The sequence below is a fragment of the Sinomonas atrocyanea genome (genome assembly GCF_030811715.1).
GTDB lineage: Bacteria > Actinomycetota > Actinomycetes > Actinomycetales > Micrococcaceae > Sinomonas > Sinomonas atrocyanea_A.
Map to the genome: position 1 here is coordinate 25,962 of NZ_JAUSRH010000007.1, position 25,949 is coordinate 51,910.

General features: G+C 72.9%; 32 protein-coding genes and 1 riboswitch. Of the genes, 14 read left to right on the top strand and 18 right to left on the bottom strand.

What is annotated here, in order from left to right:
- Positions 1–136 precede the first annotated feature (136 nt).
- On the top strand, positions 137–1,045 hold the full coding sequence (locus tag J2W21_RS11950) for a DUF4031 domain-containing protein (protein ID WP_307114729.1): 909 nt from the start codon (positions 137–139) through the stop codon (positions 1,043–1,045).
- Positions 1,046–1,101: 56 nt separating this feature from the next.
- On the opposite strand, the gene J2W21_RS11955 is transcribed toward J2W21_RS11950, so the two are convergent.
- From J2W21_RS11955 to J2W21_RS11965, 3 genes are all read right to left on the bottom strand, one after another.
- On the bottom strand, positions 1,102–1,623 hold the full coding sequence (locus J2W21_RS11955) for a 2'-5' RNA ligase family protein (RefSeq protein ID WP_307114730.1): 522 nt from the start codon (positions 1,621–1,623) through the stop codon (positions 1,102–1,104).
- 19 nt (positions 1,624–1,642) lie between these two features.
- Complete coding sequence (locus J2W21_RS11960) at positions 1,643–2,236, bottom strand: YceI family protein (protein WP_307114731.1); 594 nt, start codon at positions 2,234–2,236, stop codon at positions 1,643–1,645.
- A gap of 79 nt (positions 2,237–2,315) precedes the next feature.
- Positions 2,316–2,714, bottom strand: coding sequence for a YccF domain-containing protein (locus J2W21_RS11965; protein WP_307114732.1), 399 nt, complete (start codon positions 2,712–2,714; stop codon positions 2,316–2,318).
- Positions 2,715–3,261: 547 nt separating this feature from the next.
- Here J2W21_RS11965 and J2W21_RS11970 point away from each other — a divergent pair.
- The 4 genes from J2W21_RS11970 to J2W21_RS11985 all read left to right on the top strand — a co-directional run bounded on the left by J2W21_RS11970 (position 3,262) and on the right by J2W21_RS11985 (position 4,376).
- Positions 3,262–3,417, top strand: a complete 156-nt coding sequence (locus J2W21_RS11970) for a hypothetical protein (RefSeq protein WP_307114733.1) — start codon at positions 3,262–3,264, stop codon at positions 3,415–3,417.
- On the top strand, positions 3,414–3,596 hold the full coding sequence (locus J2W21_RS11975; RefSeq protein WP_307114734.1) for a hypothetical protein: 183 nt from the start codon (positions 3,414–3,416) through the stop codon (positions 3,594–3,596). Before J2W21_RS11970 ends, J2W21_RS11975 begins: the two co-directional genes overlap by 4 nt.
- Positions 3,597–3,598: 2 nt before the next feature.
- Positions 3,599–3,664, top strand: a riboswitch (guanidine-III (ykkC-III) riboswitch).
- A gap of 11 nt (positions 3,665–3,675) precedes the next feature.
- Positions 3,676–4,005 (top strand): DMT family transporter, encoded by a 330-nt coding sequence (locus J2W21_RS11980; protein WP_307114735.1) that lies wholly within the window; start codon positions 3,676–3,678, stop codon positions 4,003–4,005.
- Between the two features lie 2 nt (positions 4,006–4,007).
- Entirely contained in the window at positions 4,008–4,376 is a 369-nt protein-coding gene (locus J2W21_RS11985) for a DMT family transporter (protein ID WP_307114736.1), read from the top strand.
- On the opposite strand, the gene J2W21_RS11990 is transcribed toward J2W21_RS11985, so the two are convergent.
- The 3 genes from J2W21_RS11990 to J2W21_RS12000 all read right to left on the bottom strand — a co-directional run bounded on the left by J2W21_RS11990 (position 4,345) and on the right by J2W21_RS12000 (position 7,930).
- A complete protein-coding gene (locus tag J2W21_RS11990; RefSeq protein ID WP_307114737.1) occupies positions 4,345–4,824 on the bottom strand; it encodes a pyridoxamine 5'-phosphate oxidase family protein in 480 nt (159 codons plus the stop codon). The two genes, J2W21_RS11985 and J2W21_RS11990, sit on opposite strands and share 32 nt — an antisense overlap.
- Before the next feature lie 143 nt (positions 4,825–4,967).
- Positions 4,968–6,656 (bottom strand): DEAD/DEAH box helicase, encoded by a 1,689-nt coding sequence (locus J2W21_RS11995; protein WP_307114738.1) that lies wholly within the window; start codon positions 6,654–6,656, stop codon positions 4,968–4,970.
- A gap of 209 nt (positions 6,657–6,865) precedes the next feature.
- Complete coding sequence (locus tag J2W21_RS12000) at positions 6,866–7,930, bottom strand: Lrp/AsnC family transcriptional regulator (protein ID WP_307114739.1); 1,065 nt, start codon at positions 7,928–7,930, stop codon at positions 6,866–6,868.
- Positions 7,931–8,020: 90 nt separating this feature from the next.
- Between J2W21_RS12000 and J2W21_RS12005 the strand changes: the two genes are divergently transcribed.
- The 3 genes from J2W21_RS12005 to trmB all read left to right on the top strand — a co-directional run bounded on the left by J2W21_RS12005 (position 8,021) and on the right by trmB (position 11,515).
- A complete protein-coding gene (locus J2W21_RS12005; RefSeq protein WP_307114740.1) occupies positions 8,021–9,244 on the top strand; it encodes a M20 metallopeptidase family protein in 1,224 nt (407 codons plus the stop codon).
- A 26-nt stretch (positions 9,245–9,270) separates the two neighbouring features.
- Complete coding sequence (locus tag J2W21_RS12010; protein ID WP_307114741.1) at positions 9,271–10,572, top strand: MFS transporter; 1,302 nt, start codon at positions 9,271–9,273, stop codon at positions 10,570–10,572.
- A 79-nt stretch (positions 10,573–10,651) separates the two neighbouring features.
- On the top strand, positions 10,652–11,515 hold the full coding sequence (gene trmB, locus J2W21_RS12015) for a tRNA (guanosine(46)-N7)-methyltransferase TrmB (protein WP_307114742.1): 864 nt from the start codon (positions 10,652–10,654) through the stop codon (positions 11,513–11,515).
- 8 nt (positions 11,516–11,523) lie between these two features.
- On the opposite strand, the gene J2W21_RS12020 is transcribed toward trmB, so the two are convergent.
- Complete coding sequence (locus J2W21_RS12020; RefSeq protein ID WP_307114743.1) at positions 11,524–11,970, bottom strand: ATP-binding protein; 447 nt, start codon at positions 11,968–11,970, stop codon at positions 11,524–11,526.
- A complete protein-coding gene (locus J2W21_RS12025; RefSeq protein WP_307114908.1) occupies positions 11,963–12,316 on the bottom strand; it encodes an STAS domain-containing protein in 354 nt (117 codons plus the stop codon). Before J2W21_RS12025 ends, J2W21_RS12020 begins: the two co-directional genes overlap by 8 nt.
- On the opposite strand from J2W21_RS12025, the gene J2W21_RS12030 reads away from it, so the two are divergent.
- A complete protein-coding gene (locus J2W21_RS12030; protein WP_307114744.1) occupies positions 12,290–12,529 on the top strand; it encodes an ATP-binding protein in 240 nt (79 codons plus the stop codon). The genes J2W21_RS12025 and J2W21_RS12030 overlap by 27 nt on opposite strands.
- 51 nt (positions 12,530–12,580) lie before the next feature.
- Here the strand turns inward: J2W21_RS12030 and J2W21_RS12035 are convergent, their stop codons facing one another.
- Together J2W21_RS12035 and J2W21_RS12040 are read right to left on the bottom strand one after the other, a co-directional pair.
- Positions 12,581–13,297 (bottom strand): anti-sigma factor family protein, encoded by a 717-nt coding sequence (locus J2W21_RS12035; protein ID WP_307114745.1) that lies wholly within the window; start codon positions 13,295–13,297, stop codon positions 12,581–12,583.
- A complete protein-coding gene (locus J2W21_RS12040; protein ID WP_307114746.1) occupies positions 13,294–13,803 on the bottom strand; it encodes a sigma-70 family RNA polymerase sigma factor in 510 nt (169 codons plus the stop codon). The genes J2W21_RS12035 and J2W21_RS12040 overlap by 4 nt, the downstream gene beginning before the upstream one ends.
- A 157-nt stretch (positions 13,804–13,960) precedes the next feature.
- On the opposite strand from J2W21_RS12040, the gene J2W21_RS12045 reads away from it, so the two are divergent.
- The gene (locus tag J2W21_RS12045; RefSeq protein ID WP_307114747.1) at positions 13,961–14,128 is read left to right on the top strand and encodes a hypothetical protein; all 168 of its coding nucleotides are present in this window, start codon (positions 13,961–13,963) and stop codon (positions 14,126–14,128) included.
- A 70-nt stretch (positions 14,129–14,198) separates the two neighbouring features.
- Here J2W21_RS12045 and J2W21_RS12050 read toward each other — a convergent pair whose 3' ends face one another.
- From J2W21_RS12050 to dnaK, 6 genes are all read right to left on the bottom strand, one after another.
- Positions 14,199–15,497, bottom strand: a complete 1,299-nt coding sequence (locus tag J2W21_RS12050) for an alpha/beta hydrolase (protein WP_307114748.1) — start codon at positions 15,495–15,497, stop codon at positions 14,199–14,201.
- A gap of 49 nt (positions 15,498–15,546) precedes the next feature.
- Entirely contained in the window at positions 15,547–16,470 is a 924-nt protein-coding gene (locus J2W21_RS12055) for a DMP19 family protein (RefSeq protein ID WP_307114749.1), read from the bottom strand.
- Between the two features lie 115 nt (positions 16,471–16,585).
- Positions 16,586–17,005, bottom strand: a complete 420-nt coding sequence (locus tag J2W21_RS12060) for a heat shock protein transcriptional repressor HspR (protein WP_307114750.1) — start codon at positions 17,003–17,005, stop codon at positions 16,586–16,588.
- A 3-nt stretch (positions 17,006–17,008) separates the two neighbouring features.
- Complete coding sequence (locus J2W21_RS12065) at positions 17,009–17,989, bottom strand: DnaJ C-terminal domain-containing protein (RefSeq protein WP_307114751.1); 981 nt, start codon at positions 17,987–17,989, stop codon at positions 17,009–17,011.
- Between the two features lie 154 nt (positions 17,990–18,143).
- Positions 18,144–18,815 carry a nucleotide exchange factor GrpE gene (locus J2W21_RS12070; protein ID WP_307114752.1) on the bottom strand — a complete coding sequence of 224 codons (672 nt, stop codon included), beginning with the start codon at positions 18,813–18,815 and terminating at the stop codon, positions 18,144–18,146.
- Between the two features lie 2 nt (positions 18,816–18,817).
- Positions 18,818–20,701, bottom strand: a complete 1,884-nt coding sequence (gene dnaK / locus J2W21_RS12075; RefSeq protein ID WP_307114753.1) for a molecular chaperone DnaK — start codon at positions 20,699–20,701, stop codon at positions 18,818–18,820.
- A gap of 185 nt (positions 20,702–20,886) precedes the next feature.
- Between dnaK and J2W21_RS12080 the strand changes: the two genes are divergently transcribed.
- The gene (locus J2W21_RS12080) at positions 20,887–21,771 is read left to right on the top strand and encodes a fumarylacetoacetate hydrolase family protein (RefSeq protein ID WP_307114754.1); all 885 of its coding nucleotides are present in this window, start codon (positions 20,887–20,889) and stop codon (positions 21,769–21,771) included.
- On the opposite strand, the gene J2W21_RS12085 is transcribed toward J2W21_RS12080, so the two are convergent.
- Entirely contained in the window at positions 21,752–23,164 is a 1,413-nt protein-coding gene (locus J2W21_RS12085; protein WP_307114755.1) for an MFS transporter, read from the bottom strand. The two genes, J2W21_RS12080 and J2W21_RS12085, sit on opposite strands and share 20 nt — an antisense overlap.
- An 88-nt stretch (positions 23,165–23,252) precedes the next feature.
- Positions 23,253–23,660 carry a hypothetical protein gene (locus tag J2W21_RS12090; RefSeq protein ID WP_307114756.1) on the bottom strand — a complete coding sequence of 136 codons (408 nt, stop codon included), beginning with the start codon at positions 23,658–23,660 and terminating at the stop codon, positions 23,253–23,255.
- A 155-nt stretch (positions 23,661–23,815) separates the two neighbouring features.
- Between J2W21_RS12090 and J2W21_RS12095 the strand changes: the two genes are divergently transcribed.
- The 3 genes from J2W21_RS12095 (at position 23,816) to J2W21_RS12105 (ending at position 25,947) form a co-directional block, all read left to right on the top strand.
- Positions 23,816–24,646 carry a methyltransferase domain-containing protein gene (locus tag J2W21_RS12095; protein ID WP_307114757.1) on the top strand — a complete coding sequence of 277 codons (831 nt, stop codon included), beginning with the start codon at positions 23,816–23,818 and terminating at the stop codon, positions 24,644–24,646.
- A 75-nt stretch (positions 24,647–24,721) separates the two neighbouring features.
- Entirely contained in the window at positions 24,722–25,342 is a 621-nt protein-coding gene (locus J2W21_RS12100) for a LysE family transporter (protein ID WP_307114758.1), read from the top strand.
- 74 nt (positions 25,343–25,416) lie between these two features.
- A complete protein-coding gene (locus J2W21_RS12105) occupies positions 25,417–25,947 on the top strand; it encodes a low molecular weight protein-tyrosine-phosphatase (RefSeq protein WP_307114759.1) in 531 nt (176 codons plus the stop codon).
- Positions 25,948–25,949 lie beyond the last annotated feature (2 nt).

Sequence of the window (25,949 nt, forward strand, 5' to 3'; positions counted from 1 at the left end):
GGATCCATCCAACCTCGCCGACCTCATGCAGGTCAACGCATTTAACCTGAGTGTAAGCAACTCAAGTCTCACCGGCAACTCGGCGATCGCCCCGCGGCCGCGACACGGGCGCCCCCGCGGGTGGATGCTGGTGCCCATGGCAATCCTCATCGACTCGCCGATGTGGCCGGCGCACGGGACAGTCTTCGCGCATCTGGTCTCCGATGCCTCGCTCGCGGAACTGCACGTGTTCGCCGCCGCGGCGGGGATCCCGGAGCGCGCCTTCGACGAGGACCACTACGACGTCCCCGAGCGCCGCCACGCGGACCTCGTGGCCCTCGGGGCCCGGGAGGTGACGGGCCGGGACCTGGCCCGGGCCCTCATCGCGTCCGGGCTGCGCGTGCCCGCGCGCGAGCGGGCCAAGTCCCTGGAGCGTCCGCTCGCCCAGCGCTGGGAGGCGCTCCTGGCGGGCCGGGACGGGCTCGGCCGGGAGCTCCTGGCGCGCTGGGCGGAGCCGCACCGCCGCTACCACACGCGCGCCCACCTCTTCGCGGTCCTCGGCGCCCTCGAGACGATTGCCGACGGCGGCACCCCGCCGCGCGCCGTCGTCCTCGCCGCGTGGTTCCACGACGCGGTGTACGGCGCCCCGGCCGCGGCCGGCGCCGAGCCCGGCCGGGACGAGGAGGAGTCGGCGCTCCTGGCCGAGGTCCGGCTCGCCGACGCCGGGCTCCCGGCCGCGGAGGTGGGCGAGGTCGGGCGGCTCGTGCGCCTCACCGCCGGGCATGCGCCGGCGGCGTCCGACGCCGCGGGGCAGCTCCTGTGCGACGCGGACCTCGCGGTGCTGGGCCGCGACCTCCGCGGATACCGGCGGTACGCCGCGCAGGTCCGCGCCGAGTTCGCGCATGTGCCGGACGAGGCCTTCCGCGCGGGCCGGGCCGCGGTCCTCGAGCAGCTGCTCGGGCTCGATCCGCTCTTCCACACCGACCCGGCCCGCGGCCTGTGGGCTGCGCGGGCCCGGCACAATCTGCGCGCCGAGCTCGACGCCGGCTCGTGGCTGGGGCGCTGAGCCCGGCCCTCCACACGCTGGTCGCCGCCACACCCGACGCGAGCGGGGCCGGCCGGTCAGGGCCACGCCGCGAGCGGCACGCGCCAGTCGGTGTCGCCATCCGGGGCCATGTCGACCAAGGCCACGCTGCCGAGCGCAACCACCTGGCCCGTGTGGACCCGCCGCTCGCCCTGCACGGTCACGTGCGGCCTGAAGCCCTGCCCGGTGTGCTGGGGGCTGTGGATCCGGCCGCCCGCGGCGGCCACGTCCTCGCGGAGGCGGTCGTGGAGGGCCTGGAGCCCCGCGTCCGGCTCCACGAGGGAGACCCGGACACGGCCGCGGTAGCCGAAGTCGGCGTCCTCGCCGATCCGCACGCGCAGCGGAAGGGCAGCCCCGGACGCGGCGACGGCCCCGGCGACCGCCGCGTGGGCGGCCTCCGGGGCCGTGTCGAAACGGAGGAGCGTCACGTGGAGCGGCCAGTGCCGCTTGCCGAAGCGCTGGCCGATCCCGGCGGGTTCGATGAACGCCACCGCGACGAAGGGATGGATCCGGACCGGGCTCTCGGACTCTCCGGGGGACCCGCCAGGGCCCTCGCCCATGCCAGCCGCCCCGGGGCCGTCAGCCCTGCGCGGCCTGCGTCTGCTCGGCCTGCCCGCTGCCTGCCGCGGACTTGATGGCGGAGATCTCGAACTCCAGCAGGATCCGGTCGGAGACGAGGACGCCGCCGGAGTCGAGCGCGGCGTTCCAGTTCACGCCGAAGTCCTTGCGGTCGATCCGGCGCGAGCCCTCGAAGCCCGCGCGCATGTTCCCGAAGGGGTCGGTCTCGATGCCGATGAACTCGATGGGAACGGCGATCTCCTTCGTGACCCCGCGGATCGTGAGGTCGCCGTTGACGATGAAGCTGTTCTCCTCGACCTGGTCGATCCGCTTGGAGACGAAGGTGATCTCCGGGTAGTGCGGGGCGTCGAAGAAGTCGTTGGTCCGCAGGTGCTCGTCGCGCTGGGCGTTGCGCGTGTCGATGCTGGCGACCTTGATGGTCACGCTCACGGAGGAGTTGGTCGGCTCGTCGACGTCGACGTTGATGACGCCGTCGACGTCGTTGAACGCGCCGCGCACCTTCGTGACCATCGCATGGCGGGTTGAGAACCCGAGCCGGGTGTGGGCCGGGTCGAAGCGCCACTCGCCGGCGAGGGAGCTGTCGAGTTCGGGCATGGGTGCCTCCTTGTCGGATACAACTTATTGTGCGCTCCCCCCTGAATCCAGACGAGGATACCCCGCCCGGAACCGCTGCTCAGCGGGTGTAGCTCGCGAACAGCCTCCTGCTCGGGACGATCTCCTTGCCCAGCGGCATGAGCGAGACCGGGATGAGCTTGAGGTTTGCGATCGCCAGCGGGATGCCGACGATCGTCGCGGCCATCGCAAGGGCGGTCGCCACGTGCCCGATCGCGATCCAGATCCCCGCGACGAGGAGCCAGATGATGTTGCCGAGCGCCGACGCGGCGCCACCCCGGCCGGTGTCCACGACGGTGCGCCCGAACGGCCACAGCGCGTAGGAGGCAATGCGGAAGGAAGCGATGCCCCAGGGGATGGTCACGATCAGCGCGCAGCAGACGACGCCCGCGAGGAAGTAGCCGAGGGCGAGGGCGAAGCCGCCGAAGATGAACCAGATGAGATTGAGGATGGTCTTCATGGACACCAGTCTGCCCCGCGGGGTCCCGCCCTACAGTTGTCCCACGTCCAACGTCCAGATCGCGCGACGCGGCGCGGACGGCTGCACGCAGTACCGCATCCCCTCGCTGGCCGTGACACCTGCCGGGACCCTCCTCGCCGCCTACGACGGCAGGCCCAATCTCGACGACCTCCCGAGCCCGATCGCCCTGCTGCTGCGGCGCAGCCACCGTGGGGCCCGGCACCAACGAGTCCGCCGTCGCGGCCCTGCCCGGCGGCACCCTCGTGCTGCACTCGCGCGCCGCCGGGCACCGGCTCGCCTCCCTCTCGCACGACGGCGGCGCCTCCTGGAGCGCGCCCCTCCCCATCGGCGGCCTCCCGGACCCGGGCGACAACGGCTCCCCCGTGGCGCTCGCGCCCTCCGCGCACGACGCCGGCAGCCGGGCCTCCGCGCCCGGCCCGCCCGGCGTGCTGCTCGCCTCGTCCAACCTCGACCCCGAGCTGCGCCGGAACACGGCGCTGAGCCTCTCCCGCGACGGCGGCGCGACGTGGCCGCACCAGCTCGTCCTGTGCGAGGGCAGCTCCGGGCACTCGTGGCGGCCGAGCTCCCCGACGGGCGCATCGGCGTGCTGTTCGAGCGCGAGGGCTACTCGGAGATCCAGGGGACATCCTCGCCTTCCGTGCACGGGTCCGGCTGCCCCAGAGAGTGGCGGCGGCCGGGGTGACCCTGGCGCATCCGGGCGGGGCCACGATTCCTGTGGACCTCCCGCCCGGCGGCCGGGCCGTGTTCGGCGCGCCGTACCCCTCCCTCACTGTGACCGAGGCAGACGTCGGCGCGGGCCGGGCCGAGGCCCGGTTCGCAGTGCCGTCGCTGGGGCTCGAGACGGGCGCGTTGCTACCCTGATCCCAGGGGCCGCAGCGGCTCCCCGGACGAGGGAACCCAGTACCCGGAACGCGACAAGACTGGCCGGAAGGCCCGCCCCATGCTCTGGCTCGTCCTCATCGTCTCCGGCGCCCTCGAGGCCGTCTGGGCCGCCGCCCTCGAACGGTCGGACGGGTTCCGACGGCCGCTGCCGGCCCTCGTGTTCGTGCTCGCCCTGGCCGCGAGCATGGGCGGCCTGGCCCTGGCGCTCACCGCGATCCCCGTGGGCACCGCCTACGCGGTGTGGGTGGGCGTCGGCGTGGTCCTCACCGCCGTCTACGCCATGGCCGCCCGGGTGGAGCCCTCGGCCGGCGCGCGTACGACGGCGGCACGGACGGTCCTGCTGCTCGGCATCGCCGGGTGCGTGGCCGGGCTCAAGGCGGTGGCGTAGCGATGGCGTGGGCCGTGCTCCTGGCCTCCGCCACGCTCGAGGCGGTGTGGGCCACGGCCCTCGCGGCGTCCGCGGGGTTCACCCGGCCCGGTCCCAGTGCCCTCTTCCTCGTGGGGTCGGCCGCGAGCATGGCCGGACTCGCGTGGAGCGTGCGCCGGATCCCGCTCGCGACGGCCTACGCCGTCTGGGTCGGCGCCGGCGCCTCGCTCACGGTCGGCTGGGCGATGCTGACGGGGGCCGAGGCCTTCAGCTGGGCCAAGCTCGTCTTCATCGCCGGGATCGTGGGCTGCTCCGCCGGGCTCAAGGCCCTCGGCGGACGGGCTGCTCGGACCGGGCGCGCTACTCGGGCTGGGCGCGGCGCACGCCGGTGAACTGGGAGACCCAGTGCGAGGGGTCTGCGACCTGGAACTGGCGGCCGGTGACCTGGGAGGGGACGATCCGGACGAAGAACGCCTTCTCGCCCGACTGCCACGGGAACAGCGGCAGCGCGACCGCGTCGACGATCTCCGCGGTGTCCAGCACCGGCTCGAGCACCCCGTGCATCACCACGGACCACGCCTCGTTGATGTCCGGCTCGTAGCCGTCCACCTCGAAGGCGACCTGCAGCCGTCCGAGGGACGCCGCGAGCTTGGTGCCCGGCGCCGTGCGGAAGAGCACGGTCCCGCGGTCCACGAGGTAGTTGATCGGGAACAGCTCGAGGCGCTCGTCGGAGCTGAACGCGAGCCGCCCGACCACCATGGTGCGCGCGCGCTCCCACGCGTCCTCAGGGGAGAGGCTCCGGACGCCCTCGGACGGGGCAGAGGTCTCGTGGCTGCTCATGCGGCCAGTCTACGCACGCCGCAGCCCTCGGGATCAGTGCCCAAGGGCCCCGCGGCACGGGGCGCTGCGTGCGCCCCGCGCCGCGCGGTCCAGCGGCTGCGCGGCCTTCAGTGGCTGCGCGGCCTTCAGTGGCCGTTCGGCCTTCAGCGGCTGTTGGACGCCGGGGCGCTCGCGCGGCGCGGACCGCGCCCCCGGCCGCCCTGGGCACCGCGCTGGCCGGACCCACCCGAGCCGCCGCCGTAGCTGCCGCCCGACGTGCCGCCCGTGCTCGAGCTCCACACGGGAGCGCTGCCCCCGGACGCCTGCTCCGCGCGCTTCTGCCCGCGGCCCTGCTGTCCGCGCGCCTGCTGGCCGCGGCCCCGGGCCGCGCCCTCGCCCTGCGGGCGCGAGCGCTGGCCGCGACCGGGCTGGCTCCCGCCGCCCTGGCCCCCGCTGCTCTGGCCCTGCGCGGCCGGGACGTCGTTGCGGTGGCCACCGCCGCCGGTTCCCCGGCCGCCGCGGCGGGCGACGTCGTCGTGCGCGGAGGAGGACGACGAGGCCGCCCCGGAGCCGCGGCGCGAGCGCTTGCGCTGCGCGTTCGAACCGGTCGACCGGCCGCCGCCCTGCTGCGGCATCTTCGCGGCCACCGCGGCGGCGCGCTCGGCCGGGTCGACATACTCGGCGCGCTCCCCCACGAGGGCGAGCACCTCCGGGGAGGAGGACGTCACGGGGGTCACCTCGACCTTGACGCCCGCGTCCTTGAGGAGCTTGCGGACATCCTGCTTCTGCTCGGGCAGGACGATGGTGACCACGGTGCCTTCGGAGCCGGCGCGGGCCGTGCGGCCCGAGCGGTGCAGGTAGGCCTTGTGCTCGGCGGGCGGGTCGACGTGGACCACGAGCTCGACGTCGTCCACGTGGACGCCGCGCGCAGCGACGTCCGTCGCCACCAGCACGCTGACCGCGCCCGAGGAGAAGTCCGCGAGGTTGCGGTCACGGGCGTTCTGGGACAGGTTGCCGTGGAGGTCCACGGCAGGGATCCCGGACTTGGTGAGCTGCTGCGCGAGCCGCTTGGCGTGGTGCTTGGTACGCATGAACAGCACGCGCCGGCCCTTGCCCGAGGCGAGGACCTCGATGAGGTTCTTCTTGCTCGCGGCATCGGCCGTGAGGAGGACGTGGTGCTCCATCGTGCTTACGGCAGCCTGGGGGGCGTCCACGGAGTGCGTGAGCGGGTTCTGCAGGTAGCGCTTGACGAGCTTGTCCACGCCGTTGTCCAGGGTGGCCGAGAACAGGAGGCGCTGGCCACCCTGGGGGGTCTGGTCGAGCAGGCGCTTGACCACGGGCAGGAAGCCGAGGTCCGCCATGTGGTCTGCCTCGTCGAGGACGGTCACGTCCACGTCCGCGAGGGAGACGAGGCCCTGCCGGCCGAGGTCCTCGAGCCTGCCGGGGCAGGCGATGACGATGTCGACGCCGGCCTTGAGTGCGCGCTCCTGCCGGGCCTGGGAGACGCCGCCGTAGATCACGGTCGTGTTCAGCCCCGCGGCCTGGGCCAGGGGCTCGACGGTCGCGTTGATCTGGGTCGCGAGCTCCCTCGTCGGGGCGAGGACGAGCCCGCGCGGCCGGTTGGCGGCGCGGCGGCTTCCTGCCCCGGCGTCCGCGAGGCGGGCCACGAGCGGCAGCGCGAAGGCGATGGTCTTGCCCGAGCCCGTGCGGCCGCGGCCGAGCACGTCCCGGCCGGCGAGCGTGTCGGGAAGGGTCTTGGTCTGGATGGGGAACGGCGTCTCGATGCCCTGCTCCGCGAGCACGCGGGTCAGGGCGGTGGGCACGCCGAGGGAAACGAAGGTGGTGTCAGCCATGGCTGTAAGAACACTCCAGCGTCGGATCGGCCCCACGGGCCAAGCCGGCACGCGGGGGTCGCCGAGGAAAGGGAGCCTGGCCTCGCCGCGGTTCCGGGCGGCGCCCGATGGGGGCGCTCGCGTCCGGGCGCGGGGCCTGTCAACGCGTTCATCGACGCAGGTGCGCCTGGCGCACCGACCTCCCAGTCTACCCTGTCCGCGGGGTCGGCTCAGTCGAGCCCCGCCGGCATGGCCTCCCGCGGCATGGCCACGCGCCCCTCGGCCCGCCCGTCAGGGCCGAGCAGGACACCCATCCGCTTGGTCACGCGCAGGAGCACGAGGCTCTCGAGGAGCTCGATCCCGGGGACCTTCTCCTGCAGCGCCAGCTCCGCGGTCATGACGTCGGCGACGGAGCGGAGCCACATCGTCACGAGGAAGTTGGCCTGGCCGGTGATCGACGCGGCGAGGCGCACGGAGCGCAGCGACCGCACGGCGCCCGCGGCGGCGGCGTGGTGCCCGGGCGGCACTCGGGCGTACCACGTGCACGTCACCGGGAAGCCGACCGCGTTCTGCGCGACGTCGCAGCGGAAGGCGATGAGGCCCGAGCCGAGGACGCGCGCGAGCTGGCGCTGCACGGTGGACGGGGTGCGCCCGAGGTCCTTGGCCATCTGGGCCGCCGTCGCCCGGCCGTCCCGCGCCAGGAGGGGCAGCAGGTCCCGCGCGGCCGGGGACAGCGGGCCCTCGGCCGCGCCGCGCGCGGCGAGCTCGGCGAAGGCGGCCGACTTCTTCGGGGTGAGCGCGGCGAGGCGCCACGAGTGGCCGGCCTGGTGCAGCCGGCTCCCGAGCGAGGTCTGGACGCGCTCCACGCCGGGGATGGCCAGGATCGCCGGAGCGACGCGCTGGGCGTAGTCGGCGAGGGTCGCGGTGAAGACCGTGAGGACGCAGTCGTGGTGGCCGGCCGGCAGCTCGACCGTCTGGACCTCGGGGATGGCGTTGAGCGCTTCGGCGACGCCCGGGGTGCTGCCGGGGGCGCAGTCGACGTCCACGAACGCGAGGGTCATCTCTGTGGGGTCGCCGACCCCGTAGCAGGTGATCCAGGCCAGGCCCTCGGACTCGATGCGCTCCCAGCGGGCCGCGAGCGTGGCCGGGCGCACCCCCAAGATCCGGCCGGCATCCTGCCACGTGACCCGGGGGGCGATCTGCAGGGCGTTGATGAGCTCGAGGTCGGCCTCCGAGAGCTGGTCCGTGGCCCGGGGCCCTGCATTTTTCTGACTGTCTCGGCGTGAGTTCTGCATGATGCTGCCGAATCTAGCCCCCTGAGGCGCCCCGAGCGACACACTGGTCACCATCGACCGCCACGTGGCGCACGTCACAGGAAAGGAACCATGGATCTCATCGCGGATGCCCGCAGTCTCCAGGACACGCTCACCGAGTGGCGGCATGCCCTCCACGAGGAGCCCGAGATCGGGCTCGACCTCCCCCGGACTCAGGAGAAGGTCCTCTCGGTGCTCGACGGCCTCGGCCTCGAGGTCTCCACCGGCACGGACACGACCTCGGTCACCGCAGTCCTGCGCGGCGGGGCGCACGAGTCCGCGGAGGCGGCACCCACCATCCTGCTGCGGGCGGACATGGACGCGCTTCCCGTCCAGGAGCGCACGGGGGCGGCCTTCACCTCGAAGATCGACGGCGCGATGCACGCGTGCGGCCACGACCTCCACACCTCGATGCTGCTCGGTGCGGCGACGCTGCTCGCGGACTCCCGCCACCGGCTCGCCGGGGACGTCGTGTTCATGTTCCAGCCCGGCGAGGAGGGCTTCGACGGCGCCGGGGTGATGATCCGCGAGGGCGTGCTCGAGGCCGCCGGGCGCCGCCCCGACGCCGCATTCGGCATGCACGTCTTCTCCTCGATGGCCCCGCACGGGACCTTCGTCACCCGCCCCGGCGTCATGATGAGCGCCTCCGACGGGGTGTTCGTCCGGGTCCTGGGCGCCGGCGGCCACGGCTCCGCCCCGCACTCGGCCAAGGACCCGGTGACGGTCGCCGCGGAGATGGTCCTCGCGCTCCAGACCATGGTCACGCGCCAGTTCGACATGTTCGATCCGACCGTCGTCACGGTCGGCCGGCTCGCCGCCGGGACCAAGCGCAACGTCATCCCCGACACCGCGGAGTTCGACGCCACCATCCGCACCTTCTCTGATGCCCACCGCGAGCGCATGCAGACGGCCATCCCCCGCCTGCTGACCGGGATTGCCCACGCCCACGGGCTCGACGTCGAGGTCCGCTACGAAGCCGAGTACCCGCTCACCATCACGGACACCGCGCAGACCGAGTTCGCGGAGGCCGCCGTGGCCGAGCTCTTCGGGGGCTCGGCCGGCCGGCACGCACGCCTCGCCCAGCCGCTGAGCGGGTCCGAGGACTTCTCCCGGGTCCTGGCCGAGGTCCCCGGCAGCTTCATCGGGCTCAGCGCCGTCCCGGCCGGAGTCGACCCCGCCACGGCCGCCTTCAACCACTCCCCGTACGCGACCTTCGACGACGCCGTCCTCGCCGACGGCGCCGCCCTGTACGCGCACCTCGCATTCTCCAAGACCGCCCAGCTCGCTGGCCGCTGATCACCCCCCACCCGGAGGCCCCACCCATGTCCACCAACGCCGCCGTGGCCGGACGCGTCCGCAAGGCGCCCTCGACCCGGCAGACCCTCATGAGCACCGGGGTCGGCAACGCCGTCGAATGGTTCGACTGGAACGTCTACGCGACCTTCGCGCCGTTCTTCTCGAAGCAGCTCTTCAACGGCGCCGACCCCACGTCCGCGATCCTCGCGACCCTCGCCGTCTTCGCCGTCGGATTCCTCGCCCGGCCCTTCGGCGGGCTCGTGTTCGGCTGGATCGGCGACCGGATCGGCCGCCGGACGTCGATGACGCTCGCCGTGGCCCTTGCGGCGTTCGGCAGCCTGCTCATCGCCTTGGCCCCGACGTTCAGCTCGGTGGGCGTGCTCGCCTCGCTCGTGCTCCTCGTGGCCCGGCTCATCCAGGGCCTCGCCCACGGCGGCGAGCTCCCCTCGTCCCAGACCTACCTCTCGGAGGTCGCCCCCCGGGAGAAGCGCGGCCTCTGGTCCTCGCTCATCTATGTCTCCGGCACCATGGGCGTCCTCTTCGGCACGTTCCTCGGCGTGGTCCTCACGAGCGTGCTCAGCAAGGCCCAGATGGACGCCTTCGGCTGGCGCATCCCGTTCTTCCTCGGCGCGGTGCTCGGCCTGTACGGGCTCATCATGCGGGCCCGGATGCCCGAGACCGAGGCGTTCGAGGGCCTCACGGCCGGGGCGAAGAAGCCCCAGCACCCGCTCTGGCGCTCCATCGTCGAGCACCGCAAGCAGGCCCTGCAGGTGATCGGCATGACCGTCGGCCTGACCATCATCTACTACGTCTGGGGCGTGGTCGCCCCGGCGTTCGCCATCTCGAGCCTGCACATCGACCCCACCCAGGCGCTCTGGGCTGGCGTGGGCGCCAACGTGGTGTTCCTCATCGCCCTGCCGCTGTGGGGCAGGGTCAGCGACCGGATCGGCCGCAAGAAGGTCCTCATCATCGGCGGCGCCGGGGTCGCGGTCCTGCACTTCCCGATGACGTGGCTCCTGCACAACGCCGCGTGGCAGCTGTTCGTCTCCATGTCCGTCATGCTGATCTTCATCGCCTGCTCCGCCGCGATCGTCCCGGCTGCGTACGCCGAGATGTTCCCCGCGCACATCCGCACGGTGGGCGTCGGCGTGCCGTACTCGATCTGCGTCGCGCTGTTCGGAGGCACGGCCCCGTACCTCCAGCAGCTCTTCTCCGACGTGTTCCACCAGTCGTGGATGTTCAACGTCTACGCCGTGCTCATGGTCCTCGTCTCGATCCTGACCGTGCTCGGGCTGCCCGAGACGAAGGGCAAGGACCTGCGCCACTGAGCCGAGTGCCGCGGACGGCGCCCCGCCAGCGCAGGCCGGCGGGGCGCCGTCGTGCGTGCCCCGGTACCCTTGGAGGGCAATGAGCGAGCACCCCGAATCCCCCGCGACCACCCCTGGCAACCCCGCCACCCCGGGCAGCCAGGCCTCCTTCGGCACCTACCGCCGCCAGCCCCTCAGCTTCGTCCGGCGCGGCACGCGCCTCCAGGGGCGCCGGCAGTCCGCGTGGGACGAGCACGCGGACGCCTACGTGGTGGACGTTCCCCGGCACGTCGCGGACACCTCCGTGCACCCCGACTACGTGTTCGACGCCGCGGCCGAGTTCGGGCGCCGGGCGCCCCTCGTCGTGGAGATCGGCTCGGGCCTCGGCGAGGCCGTCGTCGCCGCCGCGGAGGCCTCCCCCGAGCGGGACTTCCTCGCCGTCGAGGTCTACCGGCCGGGCCTGGCCAACACCCTCCTGCGGATCGGCCAGCGCGGGCTCACGAACGTCCGCGTGGTCCAGGCCAACGCCCCCGAGGTGCTCGGCTCGATGCTGCCGGCCGGATCGGTGGACGAGCTGTGGGTGTTCTTCCCGGACCCCTGGCACAAGACGCGCCACCAGAAGCGGCGCCTGGTGAAGGACTCCTTCGCCGCGCTCGCCGCCCGGGTCCTCGCCCCCGGCGGCGTCTGGCGCCTCGCCACCGACTGGTCCGGCTACGCGCAGCAGATGCGGGACGTCGTGGCCGGCTCGCCGGACTTCCGCAACGCGCACGACGGCGAGCTGGCCGGCCCCGCGAGCCCGCTCACCGCGGCCTGGGCCTCCGGCGTGGACTGCGAGCCCACCGGGGAGGCAGATGCCGTGGGCGGCTGGGCGCCGCGGTTCGAGGGGCGGATCCTGACGAGCTTCGAGAACAAGGCCCTCAAGGCCGGCCGGGTGGTCTTCGACCTCACGGCCGTCCGGACCTGAGCGCCCCGCTACGGGGCGTCCGGGCCCGCGCCGTCTCCGGAGGTGCGCGTGAGCGTCCAGACGTTGGCCTCGCCCTGGCGTTCGCAGCTGACGGTGCTCAGGAGCTGGCGCACCATCTGCAGGCCCCTCCCGCTGTCCGCCTCCGGGCCGGGCATGGACGCGGGGAGTTCGAGCTCGCCCAGCGGGGCGGCGCCGAGTTCGTAGAGCCTTGCGAGGAGCAGGCGCGGGCGGACCTCCATGTCGACCTGCAGCTCCACCGCGCCGTCGTCCGGCGCCTTCGCGTGGCGCACCGCGTTGGTGGCCACCTCCACGACCGCCAGCTCGAACGGCATGCGGTCCTCGAGGCCGATGGTGAGGGCGTCGTCCCAGAGCCGCTCGAAGGTCTCATGGAGCGCCTCGATGACCGGCGGCTGCGCCGGCCCGCGGACCGTCGCAGAGGCGAGGACCTCAGCCACGGCTGAAGGCCTCCTCGGCGCTCGCGTACGGCGTGAGGATGCGGTCCATGCTCGTGAGCTTGAGGACCATCTCCAGCTGGGGGCCGATGTTGGCGATGCGGAGGTCTCCCCCCGCCTGGCGCGCCGCCTTCAGGCAGCCCACCAGGGCGCCGAGGCCCGAGGAGTCCATGAAGTCGGTCTCGCCGAGGTTCAGGACGATGTTGCGGTGGCCCGACTCGAGGGCGGCGGCCACCGCCTCCCTCAGCTCCGGCGCCCCGACCATGTTCAGCCGGCCGCTGCCGGCCAGCTCCGCGTAGTCGCCGCGCGGCGCGAGGACGGCATGGCGGTCGCCGAGGTCGCAGACCAGGGTATCGGCATGTCGGAGGAGGACGTCGCCAAGGCGTTCGTCCGGTTCCACCGCAGCGACGCCGCCCGCAAGTCCGGGATCCCCGGGGTGGGCCTCGGCCTCGCCCTGGCCCACGATGTCGCGCGCGAGCACGGCGGCGCCCTCGAGTGCCGCAGCGTCCTGGGCGAGGGCAGCGTCTTCACGCTGCGCCTGCCCCTGAGCGCCGGGGCCTGACCGAGGGGTCCGGCCGGGCGGCTCAGCCGGCCGGCCGGCTCAGCCGGCCACTCAGCCGAGCGACGTCCTCGCCACGGTCTGCTGGGCCGAGTCCCGGATCTCCACCGCGCGGATGGCGGAGAGCTCGAAGGAGGTGGCACCCGTCAGGACGGCGCGCCCCGAATACCCGGTCGAGCTCCACCCGCCGGCCTGCTGGGCGGCGCCCCCGGCGGACACCACCCACACCGTGTAGGCGCCCCCGCTCGGCATGCCCCGGCAGGTGAGGTCGAGCTCGGTGCCCCACGCCCTGGTGACGAGAGCGAGGTCGACGTGCGCGCCGTCGCCCGAGGTGAGCGTGACCGTGGTCGCGGGGGCCGGGGCCGTGGCGCTCGGCGACGGCTGGGCCGCCTTCGGCGGCACCGCTCCGAGCGTCGGGCCGAGGGCGATCCCGGCGACGAAGAATGCCGCCGCCGCGGCGGCAAGGGACGCGGCCCAGCCCGCCGCACGCGCACGACGGCGCCGCGTCACCCGGGCGAGCAGCTCGCGCGGTGCGGTGCCCGGCTCGGGCGGGCGGACGGCGTCGTGCGCGATCTGCGCGGCACGCTCGGCGGGCACGGCGTCGAGGAGCGCGGGGAGCGTCTCGAGCCCGGCGAGCTCGGCGCGGCACGGCGCGCACTCGGCGAGGTGCTCCTCGACGGCCTGCCTCTCCTGCGGGCTGAGGGCCCCGAGCACGTAGGCGCCGAGGTCCGCCCGCTGCTCGTGTCCTGGCCGGAACGGTCCGGTGCTCATCGGTCCACCCCCATCTCGTCGAGCGCGGCGCGCAGGGCCTTGAGCGCGTAGAAGCAGCGGGACTTCACCGTGCCCGCCGGCACGCCGAGCTCCAGGGCCGCCTCCGCGACGGTGAGCCGCCGGTAGTGGACCGCGACGAGCGCCTGCCGGTGCTCCCGCGTCAGCCTCGCGAGCGCCTCCTCCATGACCACGCGGTCCAGGAGCTCGTCGATGCGCTCGGCGTCCACGGCCACGGCGAAGCCGTCGCCCGCCTCGTCCACCGGGGCGACGATCCGCGGACGGCGGGACGCGAGGCGGTGCTGGTCGACGATGAGGTTCCGCACGGTGCGGTACAGGTAGGGGCGCAGGCCCTGGGCCCCCGGCGGTGCCTGCCGCCACACCCTGATGATGGCCTCCTGCACGATGTCCTCCGCCTTCTCGCTGCCCACCGCGCCACGGGCGAAGCGGCGCAGGGCGGCGCCGTGCTCGCGGTAGAGCGCCGCGACCGCGTCCTCGTCCATGGGCATGGGGACCTCCTCGCCCCTTCACACGTCCTCCTCGCCGGCTCGGTTCACCGCACGGCGCGCCCAGGATCATTCTGCGCCGCTGCGCCCGCACGGCGGCACCTCTGGAACCGCCCCCGTGCCGCGGGTAGTGTGGGGAGCCCGAGGTGGAGGAGGAACCATGTCAGACTTCCGCACCTACACGGAAGATGAGAAGCACAGTTTCGTCGCGCCGTCATGCGAACTCTGCGGGCAGCACCGGCACATCGTGTGGCAGCAGGACGGGGAGAAGTGGATCCCCCGCGACAAGGGCTGCTCCAACGAGGCCTGTCCGCAGTACAACGGCTGACGCAGTACAAAGGCTGACGGCCTGGGCGGCCACCCGCCCGCGCCCCTGAGGGGCAGCGCGGGCGGGTGGCCTACTTCTGCCCGCCGAGGCCCAGCACCGGCAGCAGGACCTCGAAGGCGGTGCGGAACCCGCCGCCGATGGCGCCGTGGACGTGGCCGGCTCCGGGGACGGTGCGGAAGGAGGCGGCCATGCCGGCCGCCTTGGCCGCCTGCTCGGCCCGCCGGACCCCGGGCGTGAACGTGGGATCGCCCGAGCCGACCGTGAAGACGGCGGTGATGTGCGAGTACCTGCCGTGGTGGCGGGCGAGGATGGCGGCGGGCTTGGCGGCGTCGAAGGCCTTCACGTCACCGTGGAAGACGTCGGCGATGGCCGCCTGCGGGGACTCGGCGCCGGGGTACTCCTCGCCCGAGACGGAGAACATGGCCCCGAACAGGGCCGGGCGCTCGGCGGCGAGCTTGAAGGCGCACGCCCCGCCGTTCGAGTAGCCGCCGATGGCGGTGTGCGCCGCGTCGCCGAGGACGCTGAAGGTGCGTCGGGCCCAGGGGATGACATCGTCCAGGATGTAGCTCTCCGCCGGGCCGTAGGTTGTCGAGTCGGCGCAGGCGGGATCGCCCTTGGTGCCGATCTGGTCGGCGACGACGACGATCGGCGCCAGGCCGCGGTGGGCGGCAGCGAAGGCGTCGAGGACGTTGGCGACGGCGCCCGGGTCCGGGGTGCCCGGGTAGCCCATCATGAGGACGACGAGCGGGAGCCGGACCGGGTGGGCCGTGAGGGCAGCCGGCGGAAGGTAGACGCCGGCCCGGCGGGCGGCGAAGCCGTTGGAGGGGATCTGCACCGTGCCCCGACGGCCCACGGCGGGCATGCCGGCCGGCGGGGTCCACGCGGACAGGAGCTTTCCCGCCGCGGCGCCCTTGACGGGCCCGGCGCCCTGGGGGAGCGCGCCGAGGTCGATCGGCGGTCCCGTGGACACCCCGGCGAGGGCCCCGAGCGTCCGGTCGTAGCCGAAGTAGGCGTTGACCGCGGCCCCGCCGGACACGGCGATGACGAGGACGCCCGCCGCCGCCAGCGCCCTGCGCCAGGCCTGCCGGTCCCAGAGGCAGGCGATGGCGACGCCGCCGGCCGCGCACGTCGCCATGAGGAGGCGGCCGACGTCCTCCGGGAGGTACAGGCCGAGGGCATCGGCGGCGTCCCACGAGACGAAGAAGGTCAGTCCCACGAGGGTCCCGGCCGCCGCGGCGAGGAGGAGCCGCTGGACCCTCCACCGGTCAGAGCGGGCGGCGACGAGCACCACGAGGACCGCGACGCCTGCGGCGACCGCGCCCCCCACGAAGGCCCCGTCGAGGATGTCCAGGCTGTAGATCCAGTCCATGCCGCCTCCCGGCCACCGTCAGCGCGCGCGGCCGGTGCCGGCCGGCGGCTCAGGGTGCCGTCTGCGCTGCGCGTCCGTCCTCGGGGCCTCCCCGCAGGGAGGCCTCGTCCACACCATGCCCATCGGCATCATGATCGGACGTCAGCTCGTCCTCGTCCAGCTCTACGAACTCGACGGTGGCGAGGACCGTCCCGTCTCCGGCGTCGATCATGGACGCCTCGTCGCCTTCCTCGACCATCACGTACTCCCCCAGGTCGGTCGTGAAGCGCCACCCGAAGGACTCGATCCCCTCGTGGACGTAGTTCGGGTCGGCCATCGTCACGGCCACGAGCTCGTGGCCCGCGGCGTCGCACAGCTCGCGGATCACGAGTTCGAAGTCGGGCATGTCCTCGAGGCCGTCCCCGTCCGCCGCCGCCCTGCGCTCCTCGAGGTCACCGATGAGGCCTACCCGGCGGGCGATCTCGTCCTCGATGCCGTCCTCGTCGAGGGCGAGCAGGCCCTCCTGGCCCCTGAGCCAGGACCCGTTGAGCGCCAGGAGGTCCTCCTCCTCGAGGAGGCCCTCGAACCTGTCGTCGAGGTCCTCGAGGCGCGCTACGGCCACGGAGCCCTCCGGGTCGCCGTCGAGGTACGCCTCGGTCTCCTCGACGGTCAGGGCCGCGACGGCGGCCGCCAGCTCGTCGAAGAGGGCCAGGTGCGCGGACGCGCCCATCTCGTGCAGGCCCTCGCGGACGAGGCTGTCGACGCGCGCCCGCTCGTGGGCCGCGAGTGCGTACTGGGCGAAGCCGCCGTCCAGCATCTGCGCGAGGTAGAAGTCCACGTAGTAGCTGCGCAGCGCGTTCGGGGCGATCTCCCGCTCGTCGAGCAGCTCCTCGTACATGGCGTTGACGATGTCGATGTTCGCGTCCACGACGGCCTCGTCGCCGGCCGTGAGGGCCTCGGCCGGGAGGACGACGGGGTGCTGGGCGGTGCTCATGCGGGGCTCCTCGCTCGTGCGGTCACTCACGCATCGAACGTACGACGCCGGCCGCACCGCGGGCGGGCCGGCTCGGCCGCCGCGGGGTGAACGTTGGGCGAACCTTCGGCTGCGGTCAGCGCTGGGGGCGCCAGACCACGAGGGCCTGGGACCGCGGCTCGGGCCGCTGCCCGCGCGCGAGGCTCACGACGTCGCCGGCCATCCCGGCGGCGAACACGCGCCGGGCCTCGCTCGTGCGCTGCGTGTTGGCGAGCTCTGCCTGGAGCTCGGTCACGCGCGCGCGGAGGGCCGCCACCTGGTTCTCGAGCTCGAGGATGCGCCGGATCCCCTCGAGGGACACGCCGTCCTTCGAGAGTCGCTGCACCTCGCGGAGCATCTCGACGTCGCGCTGGGAGTAGCGCCGCTGGCGGCCGCCCTGGCGGGACGGCGAGACGATTCCCAGACGGTCGTACTGGCGCAGGGTCTGGGGGTGCATCTCGGCCAGCTCCGCCGCCACGGAGATCACGAAGATCGGAGCGTACGGGTCGATGGCCATGGCCTAGAGCCTCGCTTTCTCCGCAAGGTGTGCGCGCGGATCCGACTGGCCGTTCTTGGAGGTCGCCTCGGCGAAGGCGCGGATGGCCTGCTCGGCCTCCTTCGAGAGGTTCTTCGGGACCACGACGTCGACGGTCACGAGAAGGTCCCCCGAACCCTTGGAGGTCTTGACGCCCCGGCCCTTCACCCGGAGCGTCCGGCCCGAGCTCGTCCCGGCGGGGATCTTCATCTTCACGGTCGGGCCGTCCGCGGTGGGGACCTCGATCTGGGCGCCGAGGGCAGCCTCGTCGAAGGTCACGGGCACGTGGATGCGGAGGTTGTCGCCCTCGCGAGTGAAGAAGTCGTGCGGGCGGACGTGGACGGTGACCATGAGGTCGCCCGGTCCGGCGGACCCGGGGCCGCCCTTGCCGCGGACGCGGACCTTCTGCCCGTCGCGGATGCCCGCGGGGATGCGGACCTCGATGACCTCGCCGTCCCGCTCGCGCAGGCCCACGGTGGTGCCGCGGATCGACCCGGCGAAGGAGATCGTGGTGCTGGCCTGGCGGTCCGCGCCGCGCTGGGGCGGGGGCTGGAAGCCCGCGCCCCCGAAGCCGCCGCCGCCGAAGAGGTCGGCGAACTCGGGCGGGAGGTTCCCGGTGTTGAAGCCGCGCGAGTGGCGGCCGGCGCCGCCGCCGAACAGCCCGCCGAAGAGGTCCTCGAAGCCTGCTGCGCCCGCCCCGCCGCCGGGGCCGCCGGCGGAGAAGCGCGCCCCGCCCATGGCGCGGATCGCATCGTACTGCTGGCGCTGCTCGGGATCGGACAGGACGGAGTTGGCCTCCGTGATGTCCTTGAACTTCTTCTCGGACTCGGCGTCGCCCGGGTTCTGGTCGGGGTGGTACTTGCGGGCGAGCTTGCGGTAGGCCTTCTTGATGTCGGCCTCGGAGGCGTCCTTGGACACGCCCAGAATGGCGTAGAAGTCCTTCTCCACCCAGTCCTGACTTGCCACGAACGCTCCTTAGATCAGCTGCTGCTTCAAGTGTGCACGGTTTCGGGTACGGATCTCGTCACGGAAATCCCGTTTCGGGTACGCGGGCGAAGGAGCCCGCGTACCCGAAACCCTCAGAGGGCGGCGAGATGCGTACCCGAAACGTAAGGGTGGGTCAGCCCTGGGGCGTCGCCACGATGACCTGGGCCGCACGCAGCACGCGCGACGAGGTGCGGTAGCCCGTGCGGAGCACCTGCTGGACGGTGTCCACCTCGATGCCCTCGCCCGGCTGCTGGATGAGGGCCTCGTGGATGTTCGGGTCGAACTCCACGCCCGCCTGGTCGATCCGCTCGAGCCCCTGGCCGGCGACGATCGACTCGAGCTTGCCGGCGATCGAGGCGAACGGGCCGCCCTCGAGGTCGCCGTGGGCCCGGGCCGCGTCGATGTCGTCCAGGACCGGCAGCAGCGAGCTCAGCACGCCCAGCGTGGCGACCTCCCCGGCGACCGCGCGGTCGCGGTCCACTCGGCGGCGGTAGTTCACGTACTCCGCCTGGAGGCGCAGCAGGTCGTTGCGCAGCTCGGCCACCACGGCCGCCTGCCCCTCCTGCTCGCCGGCCTCGGCCTCATTCAGGATCTGCTCGGCCTGGGCCAGCGCGTCGCCCGAGTCGTGGGCCTCGTCCACCGGCTGCATCTCCTCGTGGCCGTCGTGCGGGGCGGCCTCGGAGGCCTCCGCGCCCTCCGGGTGCCGGGCCTGGCCGGTGACCGGGTCCACCTTGCGGTTGTCCCGGATCACCGGCTCGGGGCGCTCGGACCCGTGCTCGTTCTCGTTTCCGTGGTGAGGAGCCATGGTTACTTCTTCTCGTCCTCGTCAACGATCTCGGCGTCGACGATGTCCTCGTCGGCGTTCGCCGAGCCCCCGGAGTGGGCGCCGGCGTCGTGCGTCCCCGCCTGCGCGCCGTCGCCCGCGGCGGCACCCGCCTGCGACTGGGCGTAGATCGCCTCGCCGAGCTTGGTCTGGGACTGCTGGAGCTTCTCGAACGCGGTCTTCACCTCGTCGTCGTTGTCCGTGCCCTCGAGCGCCTTCTTGAGGGCGTCGACGTCGGCCTGCACCTCGGTGCGGACCTCCTCGGGCAGCTTGTCCTTGTTGTCCGCGATGAGCTTGTCCACGGAGTAGGCGAGCTGCTCGGCGGAGTTGCGGCGGTCGGCGGCCTCGCGGCGCTGCTTGTCCTCGGCGGCGTGGGCCTCGGCCTCGGCGACCATGCGGTCGATGTCGTCCTTGGACAGCGCGGTGCCGCCCGTGATCGTCATCGACTGCTCCTTGCCGGTGCCCTTGTCCTTCGCGGAGACGTGGACGATGCCGTTGGCGTCGATGTCGAACGTGACCTCGATCTGCGGGATGCCGCGCGGCGCCGGTGCGATGCCGGTCAGCTCGAAGGTGCCGAGCGGCTTGTTGTCGCGGGTGAACTCGCGCTCGCCCTGGAACACCTGGATCGACACCGACGGCTGGTTGTCGTCGGCAGTCGTGAAGGTCTCCGAGCGCTTGGTCGGGATGGCCGTGTTGCGCTCGATGAGCTTGGTCATCACGCCGCCCTTGGTCTCGATGCCGAGGGAGAGCGGGGTGACGTCGATCAGGAGGACGTCCTTGCGCTCGCCCTTGAGGACGCCGGCCTGGAGCGCGGCGCCGACGGCCACGACCTCGTCCGGGTTCACGCCCTTGTTCGGCTCCTTGCCGCCGGTGAGCTCCTTCACGAGCTCGGACACGGCCGGCATGCGGGTGGAGCCGCCGACGAGGACCACGTGGTCGATGTCCGCGACCTTGATGCCGGCCTCGGAGATGACGTCGTGGAACGGCTTCTTGGTGCGCTCGAGCAGGTCCTTGGTGAGGTCCTGGAACTTCGCGCGCGAGAGGGACTCGTCGAGGTGGACCGGGCCGTCGGGGGTGACCGAGAGGTACTGGAGGGAGATATTGGTGCTCGTCGAGGACGAGAGCTCCTTCTTGGCCTGCTCGGCGGCCTCGCGGAGGCGCTGGAGGGCGATCTTGTCCTTGGAGAGGTCGATGCCCTTGACCTTGAGCTGGCTGAGGAGGTACTCGACGACGCGCTGGTCCCAGTCGTCGCCGCCGAGGCGGTTGTCGCCCGCGGTCGCGCGGACCTGGATGGTCGAGAAGCCGTCCTCGTCCTTGCCGACCTCGAGGAGGGAGACGTCGAAGGTGCCGCCGCCGAGGTCGAAGACGAGGATGAGCTCGTCCTCCTTGCCCTTGTCCAGGCCGTAGGCGAGCGCGGCCGCGGTGGGCTCGTTGATGATGCGCAGGACGTTCATGCCCGCGATCTCGCCGGCCTCCTTGGTGGCCTGGCGCTCGGCGTCGTTGAAGTACGCCGGCACGGTGATCACCGCGTCGGTGACCTTCTCGCCCAGGTACGACTCGGCGTCGTTCTTGAGCTTCATGAGGATGCGCGCGGAGATCTCCTGCGGCGTGTACTTCTTGTCATCGATGTTGACCGTCCAGTCGGTGCCCATGTGGCGCTTGACCGACGCGATGGTGCGCTCGATGTTGTTGACGGCCTGGCGCTTCGCGATTTCGCCGACCAGCACCTCGCCGGTCTTGGAGAAGGCGACGACCGACGGCGTGGTGCGGCCGCCCTCGGCATTCGCGATGACGGTCGGCTCGCCGCCCTCCAGGACGGAGACGACGGAGTTGGTGGTGCCCAGGTCGATGCCGACTGCACGGGACATAGGTTCCTCCTGCTGGTTTCTGGTCTGGACCAAGTTGAGCGGTCTGCACTCAACTCTACGCAGGAGGCGCCGGATGTCAAATGAACTTGAGCGAGCTGGACTCAAGTTCACGGCGAGCGGGCACCGTGGGCGGCACTGTAGAATCGGCTGATATTGGAAAACATTTTCCACATCATGGAGGACCAATGAAGTTCCTGAGACTCGGCGACCTCGGCGCAGAGCAGCCCGCCGTCCTCACGGCCGACCCCGACGGCACCGAGCGGGCCTACAGCCTGCTCCCGCTCACCTCGGACATCGACGGCGCCTTCCTCGCGCACGACGGCGCCGCCCGGGTCCGCGCGGCCCTCGCCGCCGGGGAGCTTCCGGCCATCGACCCGGCCGGCCTGAGGATCGGTGCGCCGGTGGCGCGTCCGCGGTCCGTGGTCGGGATCGGCCTGAACTACGCCGACCACGCGGCCGAGGCCGGCTCGGCCGTCCCGACCGTCCCCATCGTCTTCCTCAAGCCCACGAGCACCGTCGCCGGCCCCTTCGACCCGGCCCCGTACCCGGCAGCGGGAGGGAAGTACGACTGGGAGGCGGAGCTCGCCATCGTGGTGGGCCGCGACGCCCACGTGCTGCCCACCGTCGCGGCCGCCGCGGAGTGCATCGCGGGCTACGCCTGCGCGAACGACCTCTCCGAGCGCGACTGGCAGATGGGCGCGGCCGGCCAGTGGACCAAGGGCAAGTCCTCCCCCGGCTCCACCCCGCTCGGGCCTTGGCTCGTCCCGGCCGACGAGGCCGATCCGGCGGACCTGCGCGTGCGCAGCTGGGTGAACGGCGAGCCGCGCCAGGACTCCCGGACGGCGGACCTCGTCTTCTCCCCGGCCGAGCTCGTCCACCACGTGAGCCAGTACATGCTGCTCGAGGCGGGCGACGTGATCCTGACCGGGACCCCCGCCGGCGTGGCGCTCTCGGGCCGCTTCCCCTACCTCGCCCCCGGCGACACGGTCGAGGTCGAGGTCGAGGGCCTCGGGCGCCAGCGCTGCGTCCTCACCGCAGAGACGGCAGGGATCACCGCCGGCGCCCGCTGACCTCGGTCCCCGCGTGCCGCGGCAGCAGCGCGCTGTCCACGACGGAGGCGATCATGAGCACCGCGATCGCCATGAAGGCGAACCGGTAGGGCAGGGCCGCGGCCGCTGCGTGGTCCCCGGCGGCGGGGAGCCAGGCCGCCCCTGCCCTGATCAGGAGGGCGCCCACGGCGACGCCGAGGGCCGCGGCCAGCTGGACCAGCGTGTTCGCGATGGCGTTCGCGCTGGGCAGCTGCTCTGCCGAGACGTCGGCGTACTGGACGTTCATGTACGCGGAGAAGCCGATGGAGCGGAACGCGCCCGAGGCCACGAGCAGCAGGGCGATGAGCGCCTCGGGAGCCTCGGGGGCGAGCAGCGCGCACCCGGCGAAGGTCGCGGCCGAGGCTCCCGCGGCGGCCACGAGCACCGGCTTGAAGCCGAAGCGGCGGATGAGCGGCGTCGTCGCCGGCTTGATGCCGATGTTGCCGACGAACACCGCGGCGACCAGCAGCCCCGAGTGCACCGGGTCCCAGCCGAAGCCGTCCTGGAAGAGCAGCGGCAGGAGGAAGGGCACGGCCTGGATCGTGAGCCGGTAGACGAACCCGCCCGTCTGGGTCGCGCGAAACGTGCGCACGCGCAGCACGGAGAAGTCGAAGAGCGGGCGCGGCGCGCGACGCATCCAGCCCACGGCGGCGGCCAGGCCGGCCAGGCCCAGCGCGAGGGTGGCCGCGGCCCAGCCGGCCGGGCGGCCCTCGCTGAAGAGCTCGAGGCCCACCACCACGGCGGCGACGCCGAGGGTCGTGAGCCCGAGCCCCGGCCAGTCGAGCCGCCGACCGGGATCGGCGCCGCCCTCGGGCACGAGCCTCAGGGCGGCCACGAGCGCGGCGGCGCCGAGGGGCAGGTTGACGAGGAAGATCCAGTGCCAAGAGAGGTACTGGGTGAGCGCCCCGCCCACGAGGGGAGCCAGGACCGGGGCGAGCAGGCCCGGCCAGACGAGGAACGCCGTGGCCTTCAGCAGCTCGTCCTTGGGCGTTCCGCGCAGCACCACGAGCGAGCCGACGGGGACCATCATCGCCCCGCCGAAGCCCTGCACCGCCCGGAAGGCTGTGAGCGCCGCGAGGCCAGGGCTCAGCGCGCACGCGAGCGAGGCGAGGGTGAAGACCAGGATCGCCGAGGTGAAGACGCGCCGCGGACCGAAGCGCTCGGCGAGCCAGGAGCTGAACGGGATGCCCATCGCGACGGCGACAAGGTAGGCCGTCATGGCCACGTTCACGTCGGCCGGGGGCACACCGAAGTCCGCGCCGATCGCCGGCAGTGCCGTCGCCAGGGCCGTGCCGTCGAGGAACTCCATGAAGTACGTCGCGGCAACGAGCAGCGCGAGGCGGGGGTTCCAGACGGCCGGGGCGGGTGAGCTCACCGGCTCAGGGTAGCGAGGGCGCAGCCGGCGCGGCAGGAGGGTCTCGCCAGGCGAGCCGGACGCGGGGCCGGCCCGCCGGCGTCGTGCGTCAGTTGGCGGGGTACATGAGGGCGCTGTTGACCATCTCGGCGTTGCCCGAGGCGGTCACCGCCCAGATCACCCCGACCGTGAGGACGACGCTGATGAGCAGCCACACGAGGCTGAACTTGATAAGGGCACGGGCGTCGGAGCGGCTGACCGACGCGGTGTCGGTGCGGACCGCGTGGAGCTGCGCGCCGAGGCGGGCCATCGGCGAGGGCACCGCGGCGAGGACCGAGTTGGACGCGCAGTCGATGCTGCCGTCGCGCAGGGTCGCGACCATGCGGTTGGCCCGGCGGTCGAGGCGCAGGCTCGCGATGTTGTCGCCGTGGCGGGCGAGGAGGATGTCCTCGCCGAGGCGCATGCGGCCGTGCCGGCGGATTCCGTGGACGCTGTTCGGGCTGTGAGTCAGGGACATCTGCGCTCCTCTCGGGATGAGGGGCACCATCGCCCGTCAGGTCGTATATGATTCGCCCTCCACTTTACGGGCCCGGGCGGGGCGACCCCCGCGAAACCGTGCTATAAGTAGCCAACTTCACACGCTCCTGTGACCGCGTCCCCTAACGTGGTGCCATGGAAGCGCCGGACAGCACCGCCAAGACCCCCGAAGACGTCTACACCCACGGCCACCACGAGAGCGTGGTGCGCGCCCATGCGGCGCGGACCGCCGAGAACTCGGCCGCGTTCCTCCTCCCCCACCTCGCCCCCGGGCTGACGGTGCTCGACGTCGGCTGCGGGCCCGGGAGCATCACGTGCGACTTCGCGCGGCTCGTCGACCCGGGGCACGTCACGGGGCTGGACCGCTCGGAGGACATCGTGGCCCAGGCCCGGGCCCTCGCCGAGGAGCGCGGGGTCGGCAACGCCTCCTTCATCGCGGGGAACGTGTACGACCTCGAGCTCGACGACGAGTCGTTCGACGTGGTCCACGCCCACCAGGTCCTGCAGCACCTCACCGACCCGGTCGCGGCGCTGCGGGAGATGCGGCGCGTCGCCAAGCCGGGCGGGCTGGTGGCGGTGCGTGACGCGGACTTCCACGGCATGAGCTGGTACCCCGAGCTGGACGAGCTCGACGAGTGGATGGACCTCTACCAGCGCATCGCGCGGCGCAACGGCGCCGAGCCGGACGCCGGGCGCCGGCTCGTGGGCTGGATGCAGGAGGCCGGCTTCACCGACGTCTCCCCCAGCAGCAGCAACTGGCTGTACGCGACGCCTCAGCAGAGGGCCTGGCAGGCGCGGGTGTGGAGCGAGCGGGTGCTGCACTCCGCGTTCGCCGAGCAGGCCCTCGAGTACGGCTTCGCCGAGCAGGCGGGCCTCGAGCGGATCGCTGCGGGCTGGCACCGCTGGGGGTCCTCCTCCGACGGCTGGTTCCTCATCCCCAACGGCGAGGTCATCGGCCGCGCCTAGGGCTGGCGGGATGCCTAGGCCTGGAGGGCGCCCCGGCTGGCAGGCCGCGCCCCGCCGCGGCCCTACGCTGGTGGGGTGCCACTTTCCCTCTGGGGCGCCCTCGTGGGCGCCTGCCTGCTCATCAGCTTCACCCCGGGCGCCGGTGCCATCAACACCATGAGCAACTCGCTCACCTCCGGGTTCCGCCGCGCCATCTGGGGCGTGCTCGGACAGCAGGCCGCCCTCGTGGTGCACCTCGCCGTGGTCGCCGCCGGACTCGGAGTGCTCGTGGCCGGCTCGCCGCTCGCGTTCAACGTGATCCGCTACCTGGGCGCCGCCTACCTGGCCTACCTCGGCGTCCGGCAGTTCTTCAGCACGCCGGACACCTCCGCCGAGACCGCAGCGGCCCTCGCCAACGAGCCGGCATGGTCCATGTTCCAGCGCGGACTCTGGGTCAACCTCCTCAACCCCAAGGCCATCGTCTTCTTCCTCGCCTTCATCCCCGGATTCGTGCGCCCGGAGTCCCCCCTGTGGAGCCAGTACCTCATCATCGGGGCGACGATCGTCGTGGTGGACATCCTGGTGATGTGGTTCTTCTTCGCGCTCGCGGCCAAGAGCTTCCAGCGGTTCACCCGCAGCGAGCGCGGGCAGCGCACGCTCAACCGCGTCTTCGGCGTGCTGTTCGTCGGCGTGGGCGTCCTCCTCGCCGTCGTCTGAGCGCCCCGTCACGGACCGGCGGCGGGGCGCCCCCGATGCGGGACGCGGCCGCCGCGGACCCTATGCTTGATCGCATGAACTCGACGGCGAGCCCCTACCGGATCATCACGGTCTGCACCGGGAACATCTGCCGTTCCCCCATGGCCGAGTTCATGCTCGCCGACGCCCTGCGCGCTGCCGGCCTCGCCGAGCACGTCCTCGTCGATTCGGCGGGCACCACCAGCTACGAGGTCGGGCGGCCGATCGACCCCCGGGCCGCGCGCGTCCTCGACGCCCACGGGCTGGGCAGCCACACCCACATCGCGCGCCAGTTCGAGCCGGCCTGGTACAGCGAGCGGGAGCTGATCCTCGCCCTCGACGTGGACCACTACGGGCACCTGCGGGAGCAGGCCCCGCTGGGGGCCGCCGAGAAGGTGCGCATGCTGCGCGAGTTCGACCCCGCCGTCGCCCATCTGGACCACCTCGACCAGGGGATCGAGGATCCGTGGTTCGGCGACCAGGGCGACTTCGAGACCACCTGGCGCCTCATCGCCGCCTCGGTGCCCGGGATCATCGCCCACGTGCGGCGCGAGCTCGCCACGCTCGGCCTGGCCGTCGACGCCTGAGC